Annotated in this window: 22 protein-coding genes; 9 read left to right on the plus strand and 13 right to left on the minus strand. The window is 68.1% G+C overall.

The window, feature by feature from the left end:
* Positions 1-367 precede the first annotated feature (367 nt).
* The 7 genes from ACFRKB_RS09255 to ACFRKB_RS09285 form a co-directional block, all read right to left on the minus strand.
* The gene (locus ACFRKB_RS09255; protein WP_383104597.1) at positions 368-994 is read right to left on the minus strand and encodes a YybH family protein; all 627 of its coding nucleotides are present in this window, start codon (positions 992-994) and stop codon (positions 368-370) included.
* Between the two features lie 1,344 nt (positions 995-2,338).
* Complete coding sequence (locus tag ACFRKB_RS09260; protein WP_383104599.1) at positions 2,339-3,178, minus strand: alpha/beta fold hydrolase; 840 nt, start codon at positions 3,176-3,178, stop codon at positions 2,339-2,341.
* Positions 3,179-3,343: 165 nt separating this feature from the next.
* The gene (locus ACFRKB_RS09265; RefSeq protein WP_383104601.1) at positions 3,344-3,733 is read right to left on the minus strand and encodes a nuclear transport factor 2 family protein; all 390 of its coding nucleotides are present in this window, start codon (positions 3,731-3,733) and stop codon (positions 3,344-3,346) included.
* 392 nt (positions 3,734-4,125) lie between these two features.
* Positions 4,126-4,380, minus strand: coding sequence for a (4Fe-4S)-binding protein (locus ACFRKB_RS09270; RefSeq protein ID WP_383104602.1), 255 nt, complete (start codon positions 4,378-4,380; stop codon positions 4,126-4,128).
* Positions 4,381-4,411: 31 nt separating this feature from the next.
* The gene (locus ACFRKB_RS09275) at positions 4,412-4,720 is read right to left on the minus strand and encodes a GNAT family N-acetyltransferase (RefSeq protein ID WP_383104603.1); all 309 of its coding nucleotides are present in this window, start codon (positions 4,718-4,720) and stop codon (positions 4,412-4,414) included.
* A gap of 226 nt (positions 4,721-4,946) precedes the next feature.
* Complete coding sequence (locus tag ACFRKB_RS09280) at positions 4,947-5,453, minus strand: type 1 periplasmic-binding domain-containing protein (protein ID WP_383104605.1); 507 nt, start codon at positions 5,451-5,453, stop codon at positions 4,947-4,949.
* Between the two features lie 92 nt (positions 5,454-5,545).
* On the minus strand, positions 5,546-6,202 hold the full coding sequence (locus tag ACFRKB_RS09285; protein ID WP_383104607.1) for a hydrolase: 657 nt from the start codon (positions 6,200-6,202) through the stop codon (positions 5,546-5,548).
* An 827-nt stretch (positions 6,203-7,029) separates the two neighbouring features.
* Here ACFRKB_RS09285 and ACFRKB_RS09290 point away from each other — a divergent pair.
* Positions 7,030-7,497, plus strand: coding sequence for a MarR family winged helix-turn-helix transcriptional regulator (locus ACFRKB_RS09290; protein WP_383104608.1), 468 nt, complete (start codon positions 7,030-7,032; stop codon positions 7,495-7,497).
* A 299-nt stretch (positions 7,498-7,796) separates the two neighbouring features.
* Positions 7,797-8,537 carry a GOLPH3/VPS74 family protein gene (locus ACFRKB_RS09295; RefSeq protein ID WP_383104610.1) on the plus strand — a complete coding sequence of 247 codons (741 nt, stop codon included), beginning with the start codon at positions 7,797-7,799 and terminating at the stop codon, positions 8,535-8,537.
* Between the two features lie 239 nt (positions 8,538-8,776).
* On the opposite strand, the gene ACFRKB_RS09300 is transcribed toward ACFRKB_RS09295, so the two are convergent.
* On the minus strand, positions 8,777-9,238 hold the full coding sequence (locus ACFRKB_RS09300; protein WP_383104612.1) for a hypothetical protein: 462 nt from the start codon (positions 9,236-9,238) through the stop codon (positions 8,777-8,779).
* Between the two features lie 336 nt (positions 9,239-9,574).
* Here ACFRKB_RS09300 and ACFRKB_RS09305 point away from each other — a divergent pair, with 336 nt between their 5' ends.
* The gene (locus ACFRKB_RS09305; RefSeq protein ID WP_383105110.1) at positions 9,575-10,792 is read left to right on the plus strand and encodes a CoA transferase; all 1,218 of its coding nucleotides are present in this window, start codon (positions 9,575-9,577) and stop codon (positions 10,790-10,792) included.
* Positions 10,793-11,008: 216 nt separating this feature from the next.
* A complete protein-coding gene (locus ACFRKB_RS09310; protein WP_383104613.1) occupies positions 11,009-11,824 on the plus strand; it encodes a hypothetical protein in 816 nt (271 codons plus the stop codon).
* 126 nt (positions 11,825-11,950) lie between these two features.
* Here the strand turns inward: ACFRKB_RS09310 and ACFRKB_RS09315 are convergent, their stop codons facing one another.
* Positions 11,951-12,175: a hypothetical protein gene (locus tag ACFRKB_RS09315; RefSeq protein WP_383104615.1), complete on the minus strand. Its 225-nt coding sequence runs from the start codon at positions 12,173-12,175 to the stop codon at positions 11,951-11,953.
* Between the two features lie 166 nt (positions 12,176-12,341).
* Positions 12,342-12,809, minus strand: coding sequence for a MarR family winged helix-turn-helix transcriptional regulator (locus ACFRKB_RS09320; protein ID WP_383104617.1), 468 nt, complete (start codon positions 12,807-12,809; stop codon positions 12,342-12,344).
* A gap of 77 nt (positions 12,810-12,886) precedes the next feature.
* Here ACFRKB_RS09320 and ACFRKB_RS09325 point away from each other — a divergent pair, with 77 nt between their 5' ends.
* Positions 12,887-13,213: an HGxxPAAW family protein gene (locus ACFRKB_RS09325; protein WP_383104618.1), complete on the plus strand. Its 327-nt coding sequence runs from the start codon at positions 12,887-12,889 to the stop codon at positions 13,211-13,213.
* 122 nt (positions 13,214-13,335) lie between these two features.
* Here ACFRKB_RS09325 and ACFRKB_RS09330 read toward each other — a convergent pair whose 3' ends face one another.
* The 3 genes from ACFRKB_RS09330 to ACFRKB_RS09340 form a co-directional block, all read right to left on the minus strand.
* Complete coding sequence (locus tag ACFRKB_RS09330; RefSeq protein WP_383104619.1) at positions 13,336-14,151, minus strand: hypothetical protein; 816 nt, start codon at positions 14,149-14,151, stop codon at positions 13,336-13,338.
* A gap of 253 nt (positions 14,152-14,404) precedes the next feature.
* Positions 14,405-14,788, minus strand: a complete 384-nt coding sequence (locus ACFRKB_RS09335) for a VOC family protein (RefSeq protein ID WP_383105111.1) — start codon at positions 14,786-14,788, stop codon at positions 14,405-14,407.
* 419 nt (positions 14,789-15,207) lie between these two features.
* Positions 15,208-15,513 carry an NUDIX domain-containing protein gene (locus tag ACFRKB_RS09340; RefSeq protein ID WP_383104621.1) on the minus strand — a complete coding sequence of 102 codons (306 nt, stop codon included), beginning with the start codon at positions 15,511-15,513 and terminating at the stop codon, positions 15,208-15,210.
* A 649-nt stretch (positions 15,514-16,162) separates the two neighbouring features.
* Between ACFRKB_RS09340 and ACFRKB_RS09345 the strand changes: the two genes are divergently transcribed.
* From ACFRKB_RS09345 to ACFRKB_RS09360, 4 genes are all read left to right on the plus strand, one after another.
* Positions 16,163-16,942, plus strand: coding sequence for a DNA-formamidopyrimidine glycosylase family protein (locus ACFRKB_RS09345; RefSeq protein WP_383104622.1), 780 nt, complete (start codon positions 16,163-16,165; stop codon positions 16,940-16,942).
* Between the two features lie 461 nt (positions 16,943-17,403).
* Entirely contained in the window at positions 17,404-17,919 is a 516-nt protein-coding gene (locus ACFRKB_RS09350) for an SRPBCC family protein (RefSeq protein WP_383104623.1), read from the plus strand.
* On the plus strand, positions 17,916-19,550 hold the full coding sequence (locus ACFRKB_RS09355; RefSeq protein WP_383104624.1) for a phytoene desaturase family protein: 1,635 nt from the start codon (positions 17,916-17,918) through the stop codon (positions 19,548-19,550). Before ACFRKB_RS09350 ends, ACFRKB_RS09355 begins: the two co-directional genes overlap by 4 nt.
* Before the next feature lie 365 nt (positions 19,551-19,915).
* The gene (locus ACFRKB_RS09360) at positions 19,916-20,296 is read left to right on the plus strand and encodes a gas vesicle protein GvpO (RefSeq protein ID WP_383104625.1); all 381 of its coding nucleotides are present in this window, start codon (positions 19,916-19,918) and stop codon (positions 20,294-20,296) included.
* Positions 20,297-20,317 lie beyond the last annotated feature (21 nt).

Consider the following 20,317-nt stretch of genomic DNA (forward strand, 5'->3'; position numbering starts at 1 on the left):
AAACCTCCGACGTGTCGGCACATCACTATCCGCGCATTGATTGACCGATGGCCGGCCACCCATGGTCGATGGTGAAATTCCATGGGGGGCAGGAGTTTCCTCGGAATACTTGATTTTCGGCACGACGGATCAAACTCCCGTTTGCACGGCAAAGGGCTGTCCCGAAACTTCTGAGCGCCCGAGTGAGCGGCGGCTTGTTTCAACCAGGTTGACAGCGCGGCTGGGCACCTGAAGATAGGGACGCAATAGGTCATGCCAACGTGCTGATGACAGCAGTCGGTGTCTCATCCGTGAGTTACGGGACAGCCCTTGGTCGGCCGACCGGCCGACTGCGCGGAAAGCGGACGAGGCCGCCCGGGTGGTCGGATCAGTGGTGGGCGGCCGCAGGCGCCGGCCCACCGTGGGGCGGGTACGGGTTGTCCTGAACGTACAGCCACGTGCCGTCCAGCTGCTCCTGCACGGTGTCGCAGAAATTGCCGGTGAAGCTCTCGCGGGTACCGTCCGCCGCGTTCTGCTCCAGGCTGTAATCGCCCATGATGGCCGCCGTGCGGCTACGCACCTTGCCGTCCAGCCCGCGCCACCCGCCCGCCACCACAGTCTGGCGAGGGTTGACGGTGAGCACCGGATCCGACGTGAACCAGTCGATGTAGAACGCCCGGATTGCCTGGCGGCCCCTGATAATCGATCCGTCGTAATTGACGATCGCCGCTTCGGGCTCATGGAGAGCGATGATTCCGTCGATGTCCTTGGCCTTGATCCTCTCGCCCAGGAGTTGCAGCAACTGGGCGGGGGTCGTCGCGACCGTCCGCGTACCGATGATCCCCGACGGGGCCTCGGTGGTCGGCGACGTCTCGGTGGTCCCCGGAGTCTCGGTGGCAGTTGATGTGCTCGCGGCCACCGACTCGGCCTGGATAAAGCCGGGGCCGGCGATGCTTCCAGCCGTCAGCACAATGGCTGCGGCAGCGATCGGAAGCGTGTGCTTAATCTTGCTCATGACATCCCCCCAAACTGGGGATGGCAACAGGTTAATACCACGCGTCTGCCGACGTTGAACCCGCCGGCTGGCCCCCCATTTGCCATCCCGCCCCCCTGATGACAGTCATACAACAGCCCGGAACTGGACCCTGTCAACGCTTTTGGAAATGCAGAGGATGCCGGTACGTTATTCCGCTCATCCGGGAGTTGAAGCGGAATAACGACTGCATCGTTATGACCTGTGGCTATCACTGTTCTCGGAACCCGTCTGGCAGGGATTCAGGTGACGAGGCAGGGGCAGCCGACGGCCAGGAACCTCCCATTCCAACGGCCAACACCCTCTATTTACACCGGTTTTGTGACGATATCTCCCCCAACAGAAAGGCCCATCAGTGACGTGGGTCACATCAATCACATCAGCCCGAAGGCACGGTCACTGTCCGTGAATAGAAAGCCCGGCACAGGTCACCGCTGCGTAAAGAAAGAGGACAGCGGGATTCCGGCCACGCCGGGTTGATGACGCAGACCACGGCTCGCCGTCGGGGGAATCCGTCGCCTGGTGTCCCGCGTCGGGAACTCGTTGCATATGCAGGCCGCTTTCATCGCGAAGATGGGCCGGCCGATGGCCGAGTTGGTGCGGTCCGAGGAGGAGCGGGCGACGCTGGTGCGGTGGTCACGGCGGGCGAAGTCCTCGCATGTGCCGGCTCAGCGGGTGCCGGGTCGTGCAGGGGCCGTACGTTGCCCAACTCGGGCGGCCACGGGCTTCCCGCCGGCGCCATACCCGTGTACCGGAACGGCCCAGGCCGCGGACCCGCAGCTGGATTCCTGAACGGCGCAGGACGGCCCAGCCGCCGATCGAGCACTGCGCGGGAATACCCTCTCGCGCGTCCGCCAACTCGTCACGACGCGCGACCACCGTCATCCGCCGGCCCGGAACGCGTACGGCCAGGAGCCCGGTTGAGATCACTGTGAGCGCGGAGCCGCCGGTGGCGGCCGTCGGCCGCCACCAGTTCGCGCACTCTCGGCCGAGTGCCGTCTGTATCGAGCGGCCCGGTGCCCGACGCAATGCGGCGGCGTTCGCGCGGCGGCGTGACGATGGGCGGGCGACTGCGGGAAACCCCGTCGCTGACCGGCTGATGGTCGAGCACGACGATCAGGCCCCATGCCGGGCACCGCGCGATGAGACCTTCGAAGCGGCTGAGACAGAAGCCGCTGTCGAGGTGAGAGTCCTCGTCCGTGGGAGTTGGCCGGCGCGGACAGTCCGGCCGCCGACGGCCAGGTGATCGTGGACATCGACGGCGTGCTGGTCCTCGCACGCGTAGCCAACGGCCGATGCCGAATGCTCGCCGGTCTCGTCGCGGATCTAGCCGAGGAAGGAGCGCAGGGCTGAATTGACCTCATCTGCGTGCGTCCAGAGCAACCCGTGCGGGGCACCCTCGATCTCCACATACTGCGCCTCGGGCAGGTCCCGTCGAAAGCGGCGGGCGGTAGCGTCGATGGGGAGGATCTTGTCGGCTGTGCCGTGCAATATCAGGGCCGGCTTGCCGCTGTCGCGGACCGCTTCGACGTCGGTGCGGAAGTCTTCGATCCACGCGGGAACGACCGCGTACGCCGCCACGGGGGCACTTGACGTCGCCACGTTCCAGCTCGCGGTGACGGCCTCCTGGCTGATCCGGCTACCAAGGTTCTCCTCAAGGTTGTAGAAGTCCGAGAAGAATTGCGTGTACCAGGCGTACCGATCACCTTTCGCCGCTGCCTCGATCCCGTCGAAGACCTCCTGCGGCACACCCTCGGGGTTGTCGTCCCGGGCGACGAGGAAAGGCTCCAGCGAGGCCAGGAACGCAAGCTTGGCGACCCTTTCATGCCCGAATTGTGAGACGTAACGGGCGACCTCGCCCGTACCCATCGAGAAGCCCACCAGCACGACGTCGCGAAGGTCGAGCGTCTCCAGCACGGTGTTGAGGTCCGCGGCGAAGGTGTCGTAGTCGTACCCGGAGTTCACCTTTGACGACTTGCCGAAGCCCCGACGGTCGTAGGTGATGACGCGGTATCCGGCGGCCAGGAGACTTCGCGTCTGGCGCTCCCAGCTGTGACCGTTCAGTGGATATCCGTGGATGAGGACGACGGGCTGGCCCGCGCCCTGATCCTCGTAGTAGAGCTCGACCGGCGTGCTGTTCTCATTCCCTACGGTGATGTACCCCATTTACTCTTCCCTTCTGAGTCGCTGTGGATGTCGAGGCACGGAAGGTCAGATCCCCTGTGTTCCGTGCCTGCTCTTAAGACGGGCGTGAAGGCGCACATCTGCTTTCGAGGCTTCGCCGGCCGACACCATGACGCATGGTGAGCGGCCGGGCCTCCAGACTTGGTGTCAGACCATCGGGTTGCCGCTGACAGTCGCGTCGGGGCTGGTCAGGTCCTGGATGACGTCCCAGTGTTCGACGATACGACCGTTGTCCAGCCGGAAGATGTCGACGATGACGACAGGATTCGGCGCCCAGCCGTGGACGATGCTGTGGGTGAAGACGAGGTCGCCCTGCGCGGCGATCCGCTTCGGCTCCCACGAGAAGCCCTCCAGGCCCGGCACCACGGCACGGAGCGTGTCCAGACCACTGGGCATCTGGGGACTGTGCTGCACGTAGGGCTCACCCCAGTACCGGTCAAGCGCGGTGATGTCTTTCTCCTTGAAGAGCTCTCGCATGGCGGTAAGCACCGTTTCGGTGTTGCGCTGAGCCTGGTCGGCCGCGGTACTGCCAGTCATGGTCATGTCTCCTCGATTAGTCCCGACAAAGTCGCAGAGAGCGCCGCCCACAGTCACGTTGGAATGCGGCGTCCCGTTGGCGAAGTCCTCGACGTGGGTGACGGTGGCGCCAAAGCGCGGGGACGACGATCGACCACAACCCCGACCACGCAGGTGTCGCCGGCCACGTCATCGACGCGAGCCCGAAGACCGAGGCCGGCGGCCGCGTCGCAGTGTGAGGGGCGGGTCAGCCCGGCGCTGTCTGAACGCAGAGCCATGCGTGGTCGCGGAACAGGCCGAAAACGGCTCTGCCCGCAGCCACACACGGCTCTGGTCTCGGCGCGCGGGCCTCCCGGCGTGTGACACGCTCAACTCGCCGCGTACGATCGGCTGTCCGATGACGTCGCGCGCAGTTACGCGGACCGGTCCGGGGTCTCCGACCCGCCGTCCGCGAGTTCGTACTGCAGCGCACCCGAGGGGCAGCGCCGCACCACTTCGGCCAGGCGCTCGGCGTCGGCACCGTCGGGGCGGATCCACGGGCGCGCGGCCGTGTCGAAGACCTCCGGCAGGCCGTTGACGCATTCGGCGGCGTGCAAGCAGCGCCTGGCCTCAAAGGTCACGGTGATCGACTGGCCCTGGTAGGCCTTCTTCTCGGTTCCGCCGCTCATACCGGCCTCCCTCGCTTCCGTGCCCGGCTGTTCAGTCGCTGACCTTGCTGCGGGACTGGTACAGCAGGTCCTCGTACTCGGGGTGCCGGGCGATCCACCCCGCGAAGAACGGGCAGGTGGCGAGCACCCGCAGGTTCGCGGCGCGCGCGTCGTCGAGGGCGGTGCGGGCCAGTGCCGACCCGACTCCCCTGCCCTCGTACTCCGGCGAGACCTCGGTGTGTACGAACGCGACGAGTTCCGTCGTACGGATGTACTCCGCGACGCCCGCGACCTTGGACTCTCCGTCGACCCGGGCCTCGTACCGCCGGACTTCGGGAACGTCACTCACTTCGACTGCCATGTGTCCTCCATACGTACTCTGCGTGGGCCTCGTTCCACATTAACCTCATCTGGTTGATGCATCAACTTGCCTATCGCTGGACAGGGTTGCGGCCGTCCGGATCACCGAGCAGCCGGCCCCAGTACTGGAGCGCGGCCATCACGGCCGTCGTCAACGCCTGATCGAATCGAGGACGGGTCGCCAGGATGTCCGGCGGCCCGTCCCGAAAAGCTACGGCTGGCCTCCGTCACTCGGCAGCGAGAGCTTCCGTGTAGGGGAAGACGAGTCCTCCGGAAGTGGATTCCGGTGGGGACACCACGACTTGTCTCGATCCGTTCTGGAACTGACCGACCTCATGGCCGGAAATTCCTTGGAACTGGACCTGCAGGACACGCGGCTCCGACCACTCGCCCTTGACTCCGAACCTGACATCGCCCATGACGGTCGGGAAGGTCTCCTCCCGCGCATACGCCGCGAGGCTCGCGTCGTCGACACCACCAGTCGCTTCGACAGCCTGGGCGACCACCTGCATCTGGGCGTAGGCGAGCGGCACCATGTAGTGCCCCAGGAGGTCGACACCGGCTTCGCCGGCCCGTGCCTGGTAGGTGCTCAGCAGTTCCTGAACACCCGGGAACATCATTGTGGGCACCGGCGCCCAGTACTCGTAGTTCACGAAGCCGTTGAGCAACGGGCCGAGCGACCGGGCGGCCGAGCAGGCCGCCCCGGCTGTTGATGTCTTCCCGCCAGATCTCATGAGCGAGACGGGCCGACCGGCTGTTGTCCGCGAGCGGACCGGTCAGCGACACGCAATACCCGATACGGATCGGTGCCGGGGCGGTAGCGATGTCAGGCCTCGCTTCCGGTGGGCGTGGCCAGGAGCTGCATCTCCCAGGCGAAGGCCACACCGCTGGCACCGCCGTGCTGCGACTGGACCTCGGCGGCGCCCGGCACGGTCTTCTCACGGGCCCAGTCGCGCTGCCACTCGCCCATCACGGCCATCCAGGTGATCGGCACCACGCCCGCCTGGACCATGCGCAGCACCGCCATGTCGTGGGCCTCCTTCGAGACACCGCCCGACGCGTCGGTGACGACGTAGACCTCGAAGCCCTCGCCCGCCGCCTGTATCGCCGGCATCGCGACACATATCTCCGTCCAGAGGCCGGCGATGATCAGCTTCTTTCGTCCTGTCGCCTTGACGGCGTTCACGACACGCTCGTCCTGCCAGGTGTTGATGAAGGTCCTGTTGATCGGCTTCTGCTCCGGGAACACATCCTGCAGCCCCTGGAGAAGAAGGCCACCGCGCTCCTCCAGGACGGTGGTCAGAATGGTCGGAACGTCGTACACCTTGGCGGCCTTGGCGAGCCCGACGGCGTTGTTGATGACCATCGTCGGTTCGTGGCTGTGCAGGTTGGCGACCTGGAACGGCTGGTGGTCGATAAGGGCGAGCACGCTCTCCTCGGGCGTCAGCAGTGCCTGCAGTCCGGACTTCGCTGCGTTGCTCATGGGATCCCTCTCCGGGTGCTTCGTGTCTGCGGGGTCGAACGGGACACCGTCGATCTCGACGCCGACGATGCAGCCGCACGTGTCCTCGGCGGCGCCCGCAAGGCCGAGTCGGCCGGACATCGCGCCGAATCGGTTGACGCAGCCCCACGATCTGGCGCGGCCTCCGCATCAGTGGCGGTCCGCAGTACCGGTAGAGGCCCACCCCAACCCGACTGGATGACGTGTCACCTATGTTAAGCGCGACCTGTTGACGTGTCAACTAGATGCCGAGGTAGGCCCGTACACGTTCGAGCCCGCGGGGGTGGCCCGGGAACAGAAGTTGACGCACCACCCACCCCTGAGGGTGCATCAACAGCGGCGAGGGCCGGGCGCCCACAAGGGATGCGAGCCGCCGGGACATCACCGGTCGCCGCGATGGGTGCGCCAGGGACCGGCGAGACCGCCATCACCACCCCCTGACTGCCGCCCGACTGGAGCGCGCCTCCTTGATGGGTTGGCCAGTTGATCGATATGTCCGTCCGGTTAGTGATCACTCACGCAATGCGGGGCCGGACCGAGCCGTTGATGCCGGCCGCTCCTGTCCGTGGACAACGCCGAACCGACCACCGCCGAACTCTCGAAGCCGTCGCACGGTCAGATGAGGCCCACAATCAAGGAGCCGCCTACCCTCAGCAGGCAAACCAGCAAGGGCCCCCTTGACGAACGGGCCGATTCGACGCCACCCGACCACTCAGCGCTCGCAGCACCCCGGACATTCCGGGCATCGCGCGGAATTGGCCACGTCAACGGGATAGATGAGCTGTCAACGTTTTCGTTACACTCCCTCAATGAACGCAACGCCTCGCTGGCTGACCTCGCAGCAGAAGGCCGCCTGGGACAGTTTCATCCGCATGCAGGAGACGCTCATCGGACGACTCTCCCGCCGGGTCCAAGCCGACTCCGACATGTCCGCCTCCGACTACATCGTGTTGGCGAGTCTCACGGAAAGGGGCGGCGGACGGATGCGCTTCCTCGACCTGGCCAATCTGGTGGAGTGGGAGAAGAGCCGGATGTCCCACCAGGTCAGGCGGATGGCGAAGCGCGGACTGGTGGCCAGGGAGGAATGTCCCGACGACGGACGCGGAGCGTTCATCGTCGCCACCCCGGCCGGCTACAAGGCGATTGAAGACGCCGCGCCCATGCACGTTGCACACGTCCGACGACTGTTCATCGATGCCCTCACCCAGGAAGAGCTCGATACGCTCGCCCGGATCTCGAGCCGCGTCCTCGAACACATGAAGAAGCAGCCTGACTGACCGATCCGCTTCCTCACGCTACCCACGCCCACACGGGGACGGCGCACAGTCAGCTGATTGATCAACGGTCACCGTAGGGATCACCACATCGTCAACCGTCGGCTTCACGGTGGCGCCGCGGCAGGAATGCCCACGCCTGGCATCATGTTCACCCGAGAGTTGATACATCAACCATACAGGGAGTCCCGCCTGGCCTGCGGGCGGACGGCGCTACTTTCACAACACGCCCCACCCCTCGTTCGGCAAGGGCATCCGCCAGGGCATCAACACCCTGACCTGCATGACAAGGAGTTCCGATCGTGAATCCCGCATTGCCCGAGCCGCTCGGTGGAGGCGAACCCGACGACGCGGCAGGGCCAGCCCAGCAAGGTGGCCCCTCGCTGGCCGAGGACCTCCTGCTACTGCTGTTCCAGCCCGAGTCCGGAACGATCGCCGGAGAGAACACACTCTTCTACACCCTCGCCGGCGCCGTGCTCAGCGACCTGGCACTGGCCGGTCGGCTCACATACGACGGGACTCACGCGAGCGCCGCGCGAGCCGAGGCCCTTGGCGAACTCCCGCCTTCCGACGAGATCCACCGCTCCGCCCTGACCTATGTCGCCGAGAAGCCCCGAAGCGTCCAGACCGTCCTCGCCGCGATCGGACCGCGGCTTCGGGCACCGCTGCTGGACAGGCTGATCGCACGCGGCGATATCAAGCAGGTGAGAAGGAAGGCGCTCGGCCTGTTCAACACCACCGCACTGGTCGAGGGAGCAACCGGTCGCCGGCCGGCGCTGCTGGAGAGCGTGCGCGCCGTCCTCGTCGACGGCGGGGAGCCGAGTGCGCGCGTCGGCGCCCTCGCGGCCCTGCTGTCGGCGAGCGGAACCCTGCCTCAGTTCGACCCGCAAATCCCCTGGACAAGCCCGGTGATCACCCGCGCGAAGCAACTGGAGCAGGGCGACTGGGGAGCCGGCGCCGCGGCTGAGGCCGTGACCCGCACGATGACCGCGGTCATCGTGAACACCATCGTTGCGACAACCACCCAGTCACCGAGCCAGTAGAGGTAACGCCTCGTGCGTGACGGGCGCCGACACAGCGCCCGAAGACGGCGCGGGGCCCAGTGGAAACCGACCAGCAGCAGCGCCCGACCCAGGACCACGGAGGAACCTCCACGTCGACGTCCCTCAGGTTGCTCGCGCGGGCACCGACCACCGCAAGGCCGGTCAGCGGAGCCGACCCGGTGTTCGCGAGGTCGTCCAGCCCCACTGTGTGCACCCGATACGCGCAGAGTGGGCCGGGATCAGCCGCAGTGACCCCAATCGCTTGTCCAGCTCACCTTGCTGTACCCGCCGCCCCACATGACACAGGTGCCGGCCGCCGAGATGTAGACGGGGCCCGCGTACGACGTGTACTGCCCGGTGTCGATGACCCGTTTGCCATCGGTCTTCGTGACCCAGGCTTCCATGAAGTTGGCGGTGCCCGCGGTGTCGCGGATGGTCACGACGCAGTTCTTGCCAGTACCGGCGCTGTACAACAGGTAGATGGTGGCCGGTGTCGCCAGGCTGTGCGAGTCGATAACGCTGTACCCAGAACCGCATACGGCGGTCGGCGACGCGGCGGCAGCGCTGGCGGGAGCTGCCGTCCCCAGCAGGCCCGCAGCGGCAACGACGGCGACGACGGCCGCAGATCGCAGCCGTCGCTTCCCACTTGTCCAGTTCTTCCAGTTCTTCGGGCTCGTTCCGTTCCTGCTGGTCCTCTGCATGGACACTCCAATCGTGATCAGCTCATAGAGGAGGTGACCACCGATTGGTGGATTTCGTAAAGACTCACGCGCTGTCAAGCGTGGCTTTTCAGATAAGGCGTTGCTACCGGACCGGAAGCCCAGGCGGGCTGGTCGTTGGCGGGCCCGTCGGCGACGTCATCCCAGGCTGCGCCGCACAATGGGCTCATGACGGACACCGAGGACGCGGCCACCGCGCACGCCTGGGCGGCCCTGGAGGGCCGGGGCCAACTGGTTCAGAGCGTGCGCTTCGAGGGGGCGGGGGCTGTCCTGCCGTCGCGTCTGCCGGTGAGGGAACTGGCGCGGGCCTGCGTGGGAGTGTCCTCGCTGGCCGCGGCGGAACTGCTGGCGCTGCGCAACCGCGTGCCGGTGCCCGCGGTACGGGTGAACGAGGCGGCGGTGGCCACCGCGTTCGTCAGTGAACGCCACCTGCGGATCGACGGCCGGGCCCCGACGTCCTTCGCCCCGCTGTCAGGGTTCTGGCAGGCAGCCGACGGATGGGTACGCACCCATGCCAACTACCCGCACCACCGGGCCCGGCTGCTCAGCGCCCTGGGTATCGAGGACACGGGACAGGACCAGGCGCTGGTAGGTGTGCTTTCGAAGGAGCTGGCATCGCGCCCGGCCCGGGAAGTCCAGGAGACCGTCTACGCGGCAGGCGGCCTCGCCGTCGCCGTGGCTTCCGCACCCGCTGCGGCCAGACTCCCTCTGGTCGAGACGCGGCGCGTGGGCCGGGGCAGCCCCCGCCCGCTGGCACCCGCATCCGTGCCGGCCCAAGGAGTGCGGGTCCTGGACCTGACCCGCGTCATCGCCGGCCCCGTCGGCACACGCACACTGGCGCTGCTGGGCGCCGACGTGCTGCGCGTGGACGCACCTCAGCTCCCCGAGGACGCGGATGCCCACGCCGACACCGGGACGGGCAAACGCTCCACGCTGCTGGACCTCACCAGCCCTGGCGACCGACGCACCTTCGAGGGCCTCCTCAGCCGGGCAGACGTCGTGGTGACCGGCTACCGCCCCGGTGCCCTGGACCGGCACGGACTGACCCCCGACGCGCTCCTGGCCCGGTATCCCGACCTGATCGTCGCCCAACTGTGCGCCTGGGGCTGGTCCGGCCCCTGGGCCGAGCGCCGAGGCTTCGACAGCCTGGTCCAGGCCGGTACCGGTATCGCCGCGATCGAGGCCACGGCCGACGGCCGCCCCGGTGTACTGCCCGCCCAGGCGCTGGACCACGGAACCGGGTATCTGCTCGCCGCCGCCGTCCTCCGCGCACTGAGCGACCGCCAGCCCACCGGCGGCGGCCGGCGTCTCCGCCTCTCTCTGGCAGGCACCGCCTCCTGGCTGCTGCATGACATCCACCCCACCCCCGCACACGGCGACGCCGACCGCTACGACCCCGAACCCTGGCTCACCGAGACGGAATCGCCCTACGGTCTGCTCCGTCATGCCCTGCCCCCGGTCCACTATGACGGCGCACCCGCGAACTGGAACCGTGCACCGACCCAGCGGGGTACGGATCTGCCGAACTGGGCCTGAACGGGAGCGGGAGGCACGGCCGAGCCGTTGTGGCTTCTGCCCTCACCTTGGCGGGACCCCCTTCACTCTGGAGCAGGGCACGCACAGTTGAGAACCCGATCCTCCACATGGTGCTACGGCCGTCGCCGAGGCCGGCTTACGGAGGTGGAGCGCAAGGGCTCCTTGGGTTGATCTGCAGAAGTCGCTATCGTCTGCGTATTAACGGGGGAGGGGATCATGGCAGGTGCATCCGGGGACGATTCCACCAGCAGGTTTTGGGCATGGCTCGGAGGAATCGCATCCCTGCTGGCGATCCTGACCTGGTTAGGTGTGAGCAACGCGCAGGAGATGAAAGAGCTACTGGCCGAGTCGTCCCCGCCCAGTTCCAGCTCAACCCCCTATGAGCCTTCAGAGACTGTCGACACACCAGACACCCCTGAGACCAGCGATGCGGACACAAGCGATTCGGATTCGTACGACGACTCCAGCGGCGGATCCGACGAACCCGAGTCCGAAACATCGTCACCCACTCCGGATCCCACCGAAGAGTCATTCACGGCTGTCTCGGCGGGCGACTGCCTGGAGATCTACGACACCGGCCGCCGCGCCGACAGCATCGAATGGAGCGCCGACGTTCCGCCGGACCCCGTGCCGTGCAACAGCCAGCGGGCGGGCCTCGTCCAAGTCACAAGCACCACGGACACCAACTGTCCCAGCGGTGCGGGGAAGGCATCGTGGATGTACACGTCTGCCGTCTCGGGCAGAACCACGAAGCTCTGTGTCACCCGCATCTACCAGAAATACTACTGTGTGCTCGGCAAGCAGGTTGGCGACAAGACCGAGTTGGGATCGATGACGGCCGTGGACTGCAAGGCGCGGCAGATTCCCGCCGCGTACAACCGGATCATCCACATCATCGGCGTCTATCAGGCCCCGGCGAACGCGAGCTCCCGCAACTGTGTGGAGGGGCCGGACGACAGGACGCAGTACCTGGCCTGGTTGATGAACGACGACAGGACACTGCTCTGCGGGACGATCTATAACGGCGGCTGACAGCCGGCAAAGCGCGAAGGCGCCGGGGTCGGGGCCCGAGGAACGCGCGGGTCACAACGTGCGCCTGCGTCGAGGGCCGACGCCATGCCCCCGAGCACGGCGAACGGAACGGTCGCGTTCCCCGCGTTACTCTCGGCGCGCATCGAGCGCATCGGCCGGGACGCGCTGGCCGGTATCGCCGACCGCATCACCTGCCCGACATTCGTCCTCGACGCCGAGAACGACCAGTTCTTCAAGGGCCAGCCGCAGCGCCTGATCGGCGAGCTGACCTGCCAGAAGGAACTGATCCTCTTCCGTGAGGACGAAGGTGCCGGCGAATACTGCCACGAGGGCGCGCTCTCCCTGTTCCACCAGCGCACCTTCGACTGGCTCGACACCCTGCCGGCCACCCGGAACTCGACTCTGGAGAGGCCCCGTTGGGACGCGTCCGTCGGGCGGGCGCTGGCCGCGAACCGCGGCTCGCGTCACTCACGTCGGCTCCGGACGAAGCCTCACACTACGCGGCCGCCCTCACGCCCTAACACGACTCCTCCAAGTAGGTACGCACCAGCGCCCCGGCGCGTGTGAGCCAGTCGGTGAGTACGGCGATCTCGTCCGGCGAGTATTCCGTGCAGAGCTCGGTGAGCAACGTGTAGTACGGCCCGTATGCGGCCTGCACACGCTCGGCGGCGGCCGGGACCGCGGTGACGCGCACCCGGCGCCGGTCGGCGGGGTCCGGGCGACGGACCACGAAGCCGCCGCGCTCCAGGCGGTTGAGGATGCCGGTCACCGCACCCGTCGTGACGTGCACGCGCCCGGCCAGCTCCCCTGCGGTGACCGGGGCGCCCTCGGCCTTCAGGACGTGCGCGAGACAGACGAGGTCCTTGACGCTCAGCCCCAGAATCCGGGCGAACTCCTGACGGCCGACGAGGTTCGTCGCGACGAGATCGTCCAACGCGTCGATCGCCTCCGCAGCGGAGGCGGTGGGGCGTGGTGTGCCCTCCATGGACATTCCTTAGTACATAAGATAAATTCCTCACTTGCTAAGACATCATAACGCCGTAGGTGTGAGGGGGCAGGTACGTGAGTGGAAGCCACGACGAGGGGCACACCATCGCGGGATGGGTCGGCTCCGCCGTCACCATGGTCGGGTCCCTGGCCGTCGGCCTGGGCGTCATCGGCTGGCGCCCGGGAATATGGTTGGGGCTGATAACCGTGGTGGCGGCGGCGCTGATCACGTGGGGCCTGCATCTCGCGGGCTGGGGCAAGCCGCCCAACCCGCGAAGCGCCGATCAGCAGCGACTCACGGTACGGGACCACTCCGCGCGTGAGGGGCACACGAACTGCCGCGGGTGCCGACTGGCAGGACGGCGCGGCGGGCGGCCGTTGGACATGCATGGTGATTCCTGAGCACGGACGTCATGACGCTACGTCACCGAGACCGGACCCCACAGAGCGTCTTCACGGAATGCGCGCCTGATCCCCTCATGGGTCCTGGCTGGCCATCTCTGGAGCGCACAGTGTGAGTGCCTTCAGGCGTGGCAGTGGAGCCGGACGAGGATGGTGTCGCCGGGAAGGCCCGCGAGGTACGCCTCGCTGCCTGGCCACACGGTGGGCCTCGGAGGGTCGTGACGGCAGAGGTCAGGCTCGCAGAAGGCGTGGACGGCGTTGGTGCCGCCCTCCAACCACCAGCCGTCCAGGGTGAGCACATCCGTATCCGGCGGGTTTGACCACGTGAGATCACGGATGTACGCGGCACGGGTTCCGTCGTAGCTGATGACGGGGTGTTCCTCGGGATCGCGAGGGCCCAGGAAGCCCAGATACCCCCTGTCGAGGCTGAAGGGGTGGTCGAGGTATGCCCCGATCAGCGGCTGGGCCCGGTAGGCGGAGAGCATCTCGTCTCCCCACCGGTCACCGGGAAACGCGTCCGGATCGTTTCGCCAACGGTCCACGAAGTCCGCCAGGGGAATGGCCGGAGGGTGCACGGCGGACAGGCTGTGCCACAGGTCCCAGGAAGCGGCGACCGCACGCTCGGAAGCAAGGTGCGGCTGCGAGAAATCGAGCAGGGCGCGCGGTCCGCCGGCGCAGACGCCCGGCGCGCTGGGGCATGGCGCGCCGCCGTATCCAGGGTCGTCGTGGATGAGTCTCGGATCGTCCGTGTATCCGGGGGCGACCGCAAAACCCATGCCGTTACTGCCGCCATGGATGCGGCGTTTGTCCCACATGCCACGGTCCACGGGGTTGTCACCCGTGTCCAGGCAGAAAGGCGCGAGGGCCTCCGCAAGCGCCCCTTCGATATCACCCGCGGCCTCGGCCGGCAGACAGACCGTCACCCATACGCCGGCCATCCACCCCTCCCTTGCCGTGTCGGCGAACAGCATGATCGCACGCGCGCGGTTACGCGCCACAGGTCAGCCTGGAGTTCTCCTCTGTCATCAGCGTGGACTTCACCGCGTGCGGGGCGCACCAGCCAGGCGGCGTCCAGACGGCGCCGGCCGACTACTGGCTCGGCCGCTCGCGCGGCGGGCCGACCACCAAGCCGCACCTGGCCGTCGGGCAGCCGGGACTTCGGACTTACTCGTCCAGGACGGCGCCTGAGCGTCAGGAGTTCGTGCCGGCTCGGTCGGACTCACTGCGCAGGACGCAGAACTCGTTGCCTTCGGGATCGGCGAGAATCGCCCAGCCTGAGCCATCGGGATTCCGGTGATCGGCGACAAAGGTGGCACCGAGACCCAGCAGCCTGTCCACCTCCTGATCGCGCGAGGTCTCAGGGCGCAGACACAGATGGATCCGGTTCTTGACCGTCTTGCCCTCGGGCACCTGGTTGAAGTACAGCACTGGGCCTTCCGCCAGCAGCACCTGAGCCTCCCGGGCGCCCGGTCCGTCCTCCGGATCCAGCGGACGGCCGGTCACACCGCTCCAGAACCGAGCGAGCTCGTAGGCATCCGCACAGTCGATCGCCACATTCTGCAATACCGAGACCATGCGCACGAGCCTTCCTGATCTCCACGCCAAACGCCACCGGGTTACGCTCATTCCTCGCGCGCAGAGCCAAGGCTCCTGGGAGCACTTTCGATCCACGCCCCGGCTTGATCTTCAAGGAACACACACGTCCAGCATGAAGGCCGTGAGGATGCGTCTGCTGCGTCACGGTGTCCGGCGAGAGCCGTTGGCGGAACCATCACGCAAAGCCCAGCAACCCCCGTCCCCGGTCGGCCGTACTCGGTCCACCTCCCCTTCCTGCTGAAGGACTTGCTGCGCTACCCCGGCCCGGACACCACGGTGAAGAACTACAAGAGCGAACCGGCGGGCGACGGACAGTCGCGGCAAGGTGTTCGGGGGCTGAGCCAAGCACCCGGCCGATGCGTCCCTGGGGGCTCCCTGTGAGGTCGATCCCGAGAGAGTTATCGCCTTGGCGACGTAGATGCCGCGGTGGCGTTCTGGTCGGCCAGGAGCAGGGCCATTGGTCCGGCTGGCAGGAGGAAGCGGCCGTCTTCCGCGGCCGTGAGCGCATCGCCGATGGGCCACCACGTGAGCCTGAAGTCGGCTTCGGTGGGGGTGAGTTCCTGGGATCCGCAGGTGAGATCGCGGGCCTCGAACAGGTGGATGCGGGCGGTGGAGCCCAGAGTCATGGCATACGAGCCGAGCAAATGCCACGTCTCGGCGGTGACGCCGGCTTCCTCACGCAGTTCACGGTGTGCGCACTCCAAGGGGGTTTCGCCGTCTTCGCGGCGTCCGCCGGGCAGGAAAGGTACTCGCCTCCGTGGGCGGGAAGGTGGGCGCTCAGCAGGGCGACCAGACCGTCCGCGTCACACGCCACGACCACGGAGGCATCGCGCATCACTCCATCGCTCATGGGAGCGATGTTAGCGGCCAGCCCTGCGCCCAGGACCCGTATGGCACGTTGCACACGGCGGCGTGGGCGGTGCCCCGGCGGCCTACGAGGCCGTGGCGTGCGTGCTGCTGTCGAGGTAGTGCCCGTGCGGCACGTGGTAGTCCAAGGGCTCGCCGACGCGTACGACTCCGTGACAGCGGGGCAGCTCCGACAAGAACAACCGCAACCCACCCCTGGCGACCTGGACGAACGTGCGAAGCCACGACAGGGCGAACGTTGCTTGATGCGGCGCTAGCCACAACCCGGTCACGGGCGGGAGACAGAGCACGACAACCGGACTCACCCTTCACCGGGCTGCCGCGGCCTCCGCCCGAGAGCAGGTCCGGGCGCGCTCGGCCGAGCCGTAACACGGCGGGACATCGGCAGTGATGCGCACCGGGCGCCTCGACCGTTCGGATGGGCCACCCGGCCGAAGAACTCCCCCGTAGTGGCGACGGAAGCACTGCGCCGGGGAAGAGTGACGCATGCCCGAGCTGCCCGATGTCGAAGCGTTTCGCTCCTGTCTCGCGTCCTGTGCCCAGGGGCGGACGATCGAGCGCGTCGAAGTGTACGACGCCGGTGTACTGCACGGTGTGAGTGCGCGGCGGCTCCGTCGCGAACTGGAGGGGCGGAGCTTCGCCGAGCCCGAGCGGCGGGGGAAGTGGCTGCTCGCCCGGACCGACGGGCCCACCGTGCTTCTGCACTTCGGCATGACCGGACTGCTCGTGTGCTGCCGCCCGGCCGAAGAACTCCACACGCATGACCGCGTCGCGTTCACAGTGGGACACGACCGGCAGCTGCGCTTTCGCGACCAGCGCAAACTCAAGGGCCTCTGGCTGGCGGAGGAGTCCGGCGTCGCCCGGATTCTGAGCGGTCAGGGGCCGGACGCGACAGAGATCGCCCGTGGAGACTTCGACAAACTCCTCAGCGGACGGCGCGGAAGCGTCAAACCGCTCCTCATCGACCAGTCCCTGCTGGCAGGGCTCGGCAATCTGCTGGCCGACGAAATTCTGTGGCGGGCCCGGCTGAATCCGGCTCACCGTGCCGACACGCTCACGGAAGAGCAGCGTGGCCGGCTCTACTCGGACATGCGGCGCACTCTCCGGTCCGCGGCGCGCGCCGGCCGTGTACCACCGCGCGATTCCTGGCTCACCGGGCATCGGGACCGTACCGGCGCATCGTGCCCGCGCTGCGGCGAGTCCCTGCGCCGGGGGCGCGTCGCGGGGCGGGGAACGGTGTGGTGCCCCCGGTGCCAGCCGGACTGATCACGGGGCTGGTGCGTCGCGGCCCGTGGATGGCCAACGCGGGAGACCGGCCGGGCTCGGCCCGTCACGACCGACTGGGCCGCGTGGCTGCCGCCCGTACGGCCCTCCGCTCTCGCGGAAGAGGGCCACCGGACGTCCAGTAGAACCCGGGAAGCGATGACCGGCGGTCGAGGCGAGGGCGGTGGTTCTGTTGGTACGCGATTCCACGACCTCGTCATGGGAATGCCGGACGCGGCTACAGCCGCCTCGGACACCTGCCGATCCGGACCGTATGCCCGTGACAACGCGGCCCGGACGCGCGCACGGCATATGGCGCGAGCCCGGGCCGCCAAATCGTCCATATGGTGCTTTCATCGACGTACGGCGGCTCACGCACCCCGCCCGAAGGGTTTCCGCCTTCCGGGACTCGGACCCGCACTCATCACAGCTCACAGCTCACAGCGATTCGCCAGGGAGGGCACATGGCCGTACGGCACCAGCTCATCGCCCGTGAACCGGCCGCTGTCTGGAGGGTCCTCTCGGACCCGGCGCGATATGCCGACTGGGTGGTCGGCACGGCACGCTCCTTCCCCGGGGAGGGGAGCTGGCCCGAGGTCGGCTCCTCCCTCACGTACACGGTGCGGCTGGGCACCAAGGAGTTCCGGGGGCGTACCGTCGTCCGACGTCATGAGCCCCCGCAGTGGCTGGAGTTGGAGGCGCACAGCGGGCCGCTCGGCACCGCGCGCATCGCCTTCGACATCCGGTCCTGGGGTGACGAAACGCTGGTGATCGTCGACGAGCACCCACTGCGCGGCTTCGCCGGTGCGGCCCACAACCTTGTTCTGGACGCGTTCCTCCAGATCCGGCACCGCGACATGCTCGGCCGGCTCGCGAAGGCGGTGGAACACAACAGCCCCGCGTCGCCCGGCTCTTCCGAGGCCGCCACGTCCGCCCCGCACGGAGGAAGCACGGCAGCAGGAGAGGGGACGGAGCGATGACCGACGCCGTGGTGATCGGAGCGGGGCCCAACGGCCTCGTGGCGGCCAACCTGCTCGCCGATGCCGGCTGGAGTGTCGAGGTACTGGAGGCACAGAACGTGCCCGGCGGCGCCGTACGCAGCGACCGCGGAGTCCATCCCGACTACGTGAGCGATGTGTTCAGCGCCTTCTACCCGATGGCCGCGGCCTCACCCGTACTGGCCGGGCTCGACCTGTGCGCGGAGGGGCTGCGCTGGAGCCATGCCCCTCATGTCGTGGCGCACCCCCTGCGGGACGGCCGCTGCGCGCTTCTCGACCGCGACCGCCGGGTGACGGCGGCCGCACTGGACACGTTCGCGCCTGGCGACGGCCGGGCCTGGAGCGACCTCTGCCGGATCTGGGACCGGCTGCGGGAGGACCTCCTGCGCGCGCTCTTCACCCCCTTCCCACCCGTACGGGCAACGGTCGGGCTCGCAGCCCGGCTGCGCGGGGCGGGCGGGCTGCGGTTCGCACGCAGCATGCTCCTGCCGGTGCGGCGCCTCGGCGAGGAGGAGTTCGCCGGCGAGGGCGGCCGACTGCTGCTCGCGGGCAACGCGCTGCACGCCGACCTGGCGCCGGAGTCCGCGGTCAGCGGCGGGTTCGGCTGGCTGATGTCCATGCTCGGCCAGACGTACGGGTTTCCGGTGCCGGTCGGTGGATCGGGTGAGCTGACGGCGGCGCTGGTAAGCCGCCTGCGCCGGCGCGGTGTCGTCGTCCGCTGTGGGGAGCGGGTGACGCGGGTCGTCGTACGGGGTGGCCGGGCGGTGGGGGTGCACACTGCCACGGGCGAGGCCGTCCCCGTACGCAGAGCCGTCCTGGCGGACGTATCGGCGCCGGATCTGTACCGCGAACTCGTCGGCGCCGACCATCTGCCGTCCCGGGTCTGGGACGATCTGCGCCGCTTCCAATGGGACTGGGCCACCTTCAAGGTCGACTGGGCCCTTGGCGGTGCCGTGCCCTGGACGGCGCTGGAGGCGGCCTCGGCCGGTACGGTGCATCTCGCCGACGGGGTGGACGACCTCACCCGGTTCGCGGCGCAGCTCGCCATGGGCCGGATCCCCGACCGTCCGTTCACACTCCTGGGCCAGATGACGACGTCCGACGCGACCCGCTCACCCGCCGGCACCGAGTCGGCGTGGGCGTACACCCATGTCCCGCACAGCGTCAGGGGAGATGCCGGTCCCGACGGCCTGAAGGGACGGTGGGACCGCGGCGAACGGGAAGCCATGGCCGACCGTATCGAGGAACAGGTCGAGCGGTACGCCCCCGGGTTCCGCCAACGCATCCTGGCCCGCCGCGTCCTCGCGCCGCCCACACTCCAGGCCGCCGACAGCAATCTGCGCGACGGAGCGGTCAACGGCGGTACGACCGCACTCCACCAGCAGGCGGTGTTCCGGCCGCTCCCCGGGACGGGTCGTCCCGAGACGCCCGTGCGCGGCCTCTACCTCGCCTCCGCATCCGCCCACCCCGGCGGCTCGGTGCACGGCGCGCCCGGTGCCAACGCGGCCCGCGCCGCACTCCGCGCCCATGGCGCAGGCCGGCCGCTCACCATGGCACAGCGTGCACTGGCACGCCGGGGCCGCGGAGGCGAGACCGACGGCGACGGCGCGTAACGCCGCGCACCGCGCCGAACGAGTAGAGCCAGTGGGGATGGCTCCGAGGCCGTCTTCGCTATGCCGTAGACGTGGCAGAACAGCCGCGCCGACGAGCGCGGCGCGTCCGCCCCGCTCCCCCGCATCGCCGGTATCGGCCAGGACTTCTCCGTGTTCGCTGCGGCGCTTGAGCAATTCCGCGGTGGAGCCGCGGGCAGCGGCGGCCGGCGCGAGGGACCGACCCGCGGCCGCGTGGCCCCGCGCTTCGCCACCTCCCGCGTTGCCCGCCGCATGCCACGAGTGCTTCACTGGACATATCGCGGCTTTTTTGGACAAGAGTCTCAAATTGCGCAAATTGCACATGAATGATGTGGAGCGGGAACAACATGGCCGGCAGCGAGCGGAGGGACATCGACGGCACGGGACGTCCGAAGACATCCGACAGCCGCCGCAGGGCAGCGCGTGCGGGCCGGGGCGGGGGGGAGGAGAAGAGGGATCGCCAGTTCCGCCCCTTGGCGATGGGCGGGGCGATGCACGAGGCCACGGAGCAGCTCGCGGGGCTTCTGGGGAAGCAGCCCGAATCGGTGTCGGCGGTCAAGCGCACGGAGGACGGGTGGCAGGCCGATGTGGAGGTGCTCGAAATCTCGCGGGTGCCGGACACCACGAGTGTGATGGCGAGCTACCGGGTGCGGCTGGACGAAGAAGGCCGGCTCACGGAATACGAGCGCCGTCGGCGATACGCACGGGGTCAGATCGATCGCAGGTGACCGTCGGCAGCGGCGGGGTCA

Source organism: Streptomyces scopuliridis (genome assembly GCF_042790125.1).
GTDB classification, from domain to species: domain Bacteria; phylum Actinomycetota; class Actinomycetes; order Streptomycetales; family Streptomycetaceae; genus Streptomyces; species Streptomyces scopuliridis_A.

What these genes read in the sequence shown, in the direction of transcription:
- ACFRKB_RS09335 (WP_383105111.1), bottom strand. Translation starts at nt 14,788, where the DNA reads ATGGTCTCGGTATTGCAGAATGTGGCGATCGACTGTGCGGATGCCTAC.
- ACFRKB_RS09290 (WP_383104608.1), top strand. Translation starts at nt 7,030, where the DNA reads ATGAACGCAACGCCTCGCTGGCTGACCTCGCAGCAGAAGGCCGCCTGG.
- ACFRKB_RS09255 (WP_383104597.1), bottom strand. Translation starts at nt 994, where the DNA reads ATGAGCAAGATTAAGCACACGCTTCCGATCGCTGCCGCAGCCATTGTG.
- ACFRKB_RS09270 (WP_383104602.1), bottom strand. Translation starts at nt 4,380, where the DNA reads ATGAGCGGCGGAACCGAGAAGAAGGCCTACCAGGGCCAGTCGATCACC.
- ACFRKB_RS09310 (WP_383104613.1), top strand. Translation starts at nt 11,009, where the DNA reads ATGGCAGGTGCATCCGGGGACGATTCCACCAGCAGGTTTTGGGCATGG.
- ACFRKB_RS09345 (WP_383104622.1), top strand. Translation starts at nt 16,163, where the DNA reads ATGCCCGAGCTGCCCGATGTCGAAGCGTTTCGCTCCTGTCTCGCGTCC.
- ACFRKB_RS09275 (WP_383104603.1), bottom strand. Translation starts at nt 4,720, where the DNA reads ATGGCAGTCGAAGTGAGTGACGTTCCCGAAGTCCGGCGGTACGAGGCC.
- ACFRKB_RS09355 (WP_383104624.1), top strand. Translation starts at nt 17,916, where the DNA reads ATGACCGACGCCGTGGTGATCGGAGCGGGGCCCAACGGCCTCGTGGCG.
- ACFRKB_RS09265 (WP_383104601.1), bottom strand. Translation starts at nt 3,733, where the DNA reads ATGACTGGCAGTACCGCGGCCGACCAGGCTCAGCGCAACACCGAAACG.
- ACFRKB_RS09350 (WP_383104623.1), top strand. Translation starts at nt 17,404, where the DNA reads ATGGCCGTACGGCACCAGCTCATCGCCCGTGAACCGGCCGCTGTCTGG.
- ACFRKB_RS09280 (WP_383104605.1), bottom strand. Translation starts at nt 5,453, where the DNA reads ATGAGATCTGGCGGGAAGACATCAACAGCCGGGGCGGCCTGCTCGGCC.
- ACFRKB_RS09330 (WP_383104619.1), bottom strand. Translation starts at nt 14,151, where the DNA reads ATGGCCGGCGTATGGGTGACGGTCTGTCTGCCGGCCGAGGCCGCGGGT.
- ACFRKB_RS09285 (WP_383104607.1), bottom strand. Translation starts at nt 6,202, where the DNA reads ATGAGCAACGCAGCGAAGTCCGGACTGCAGGCACTGCTGACGCCCGAG.
- ACFRKB_RS09260 (WP_383104599.1), bottom strand. Translation starts at nt 3,178, where the DNA reads ATGGGGTACATCACCGTAGGGAATGAGAACAGCACGCCGGTCGAGCTC.
- ACFRKB_RS09320 (WP_383104617.1), bottom strand. Translation starts at nt 12,809, where the DNA reads ATGGAGGGCACACCACGCCCCACCGCCTCCGCTGCGGAGGCGATCGAC.
- ACFRKB_RS09300 (WP_383104612.1), bottom strand. Translation starts at nt 9,238, where the DNA reads ATGCAGAGGACCAGCAGGAACGGAACGAGCCCGAAGAACTGGAAGAAC.
- ACFRKB_RS09360 (WP_383104625.1), top strand. Translation starts at nt 19,916, where the DNA reads ATGGCCGGCAGCGAGCGGAGGGACATCGACGGCACGGGACGTCCGAAG.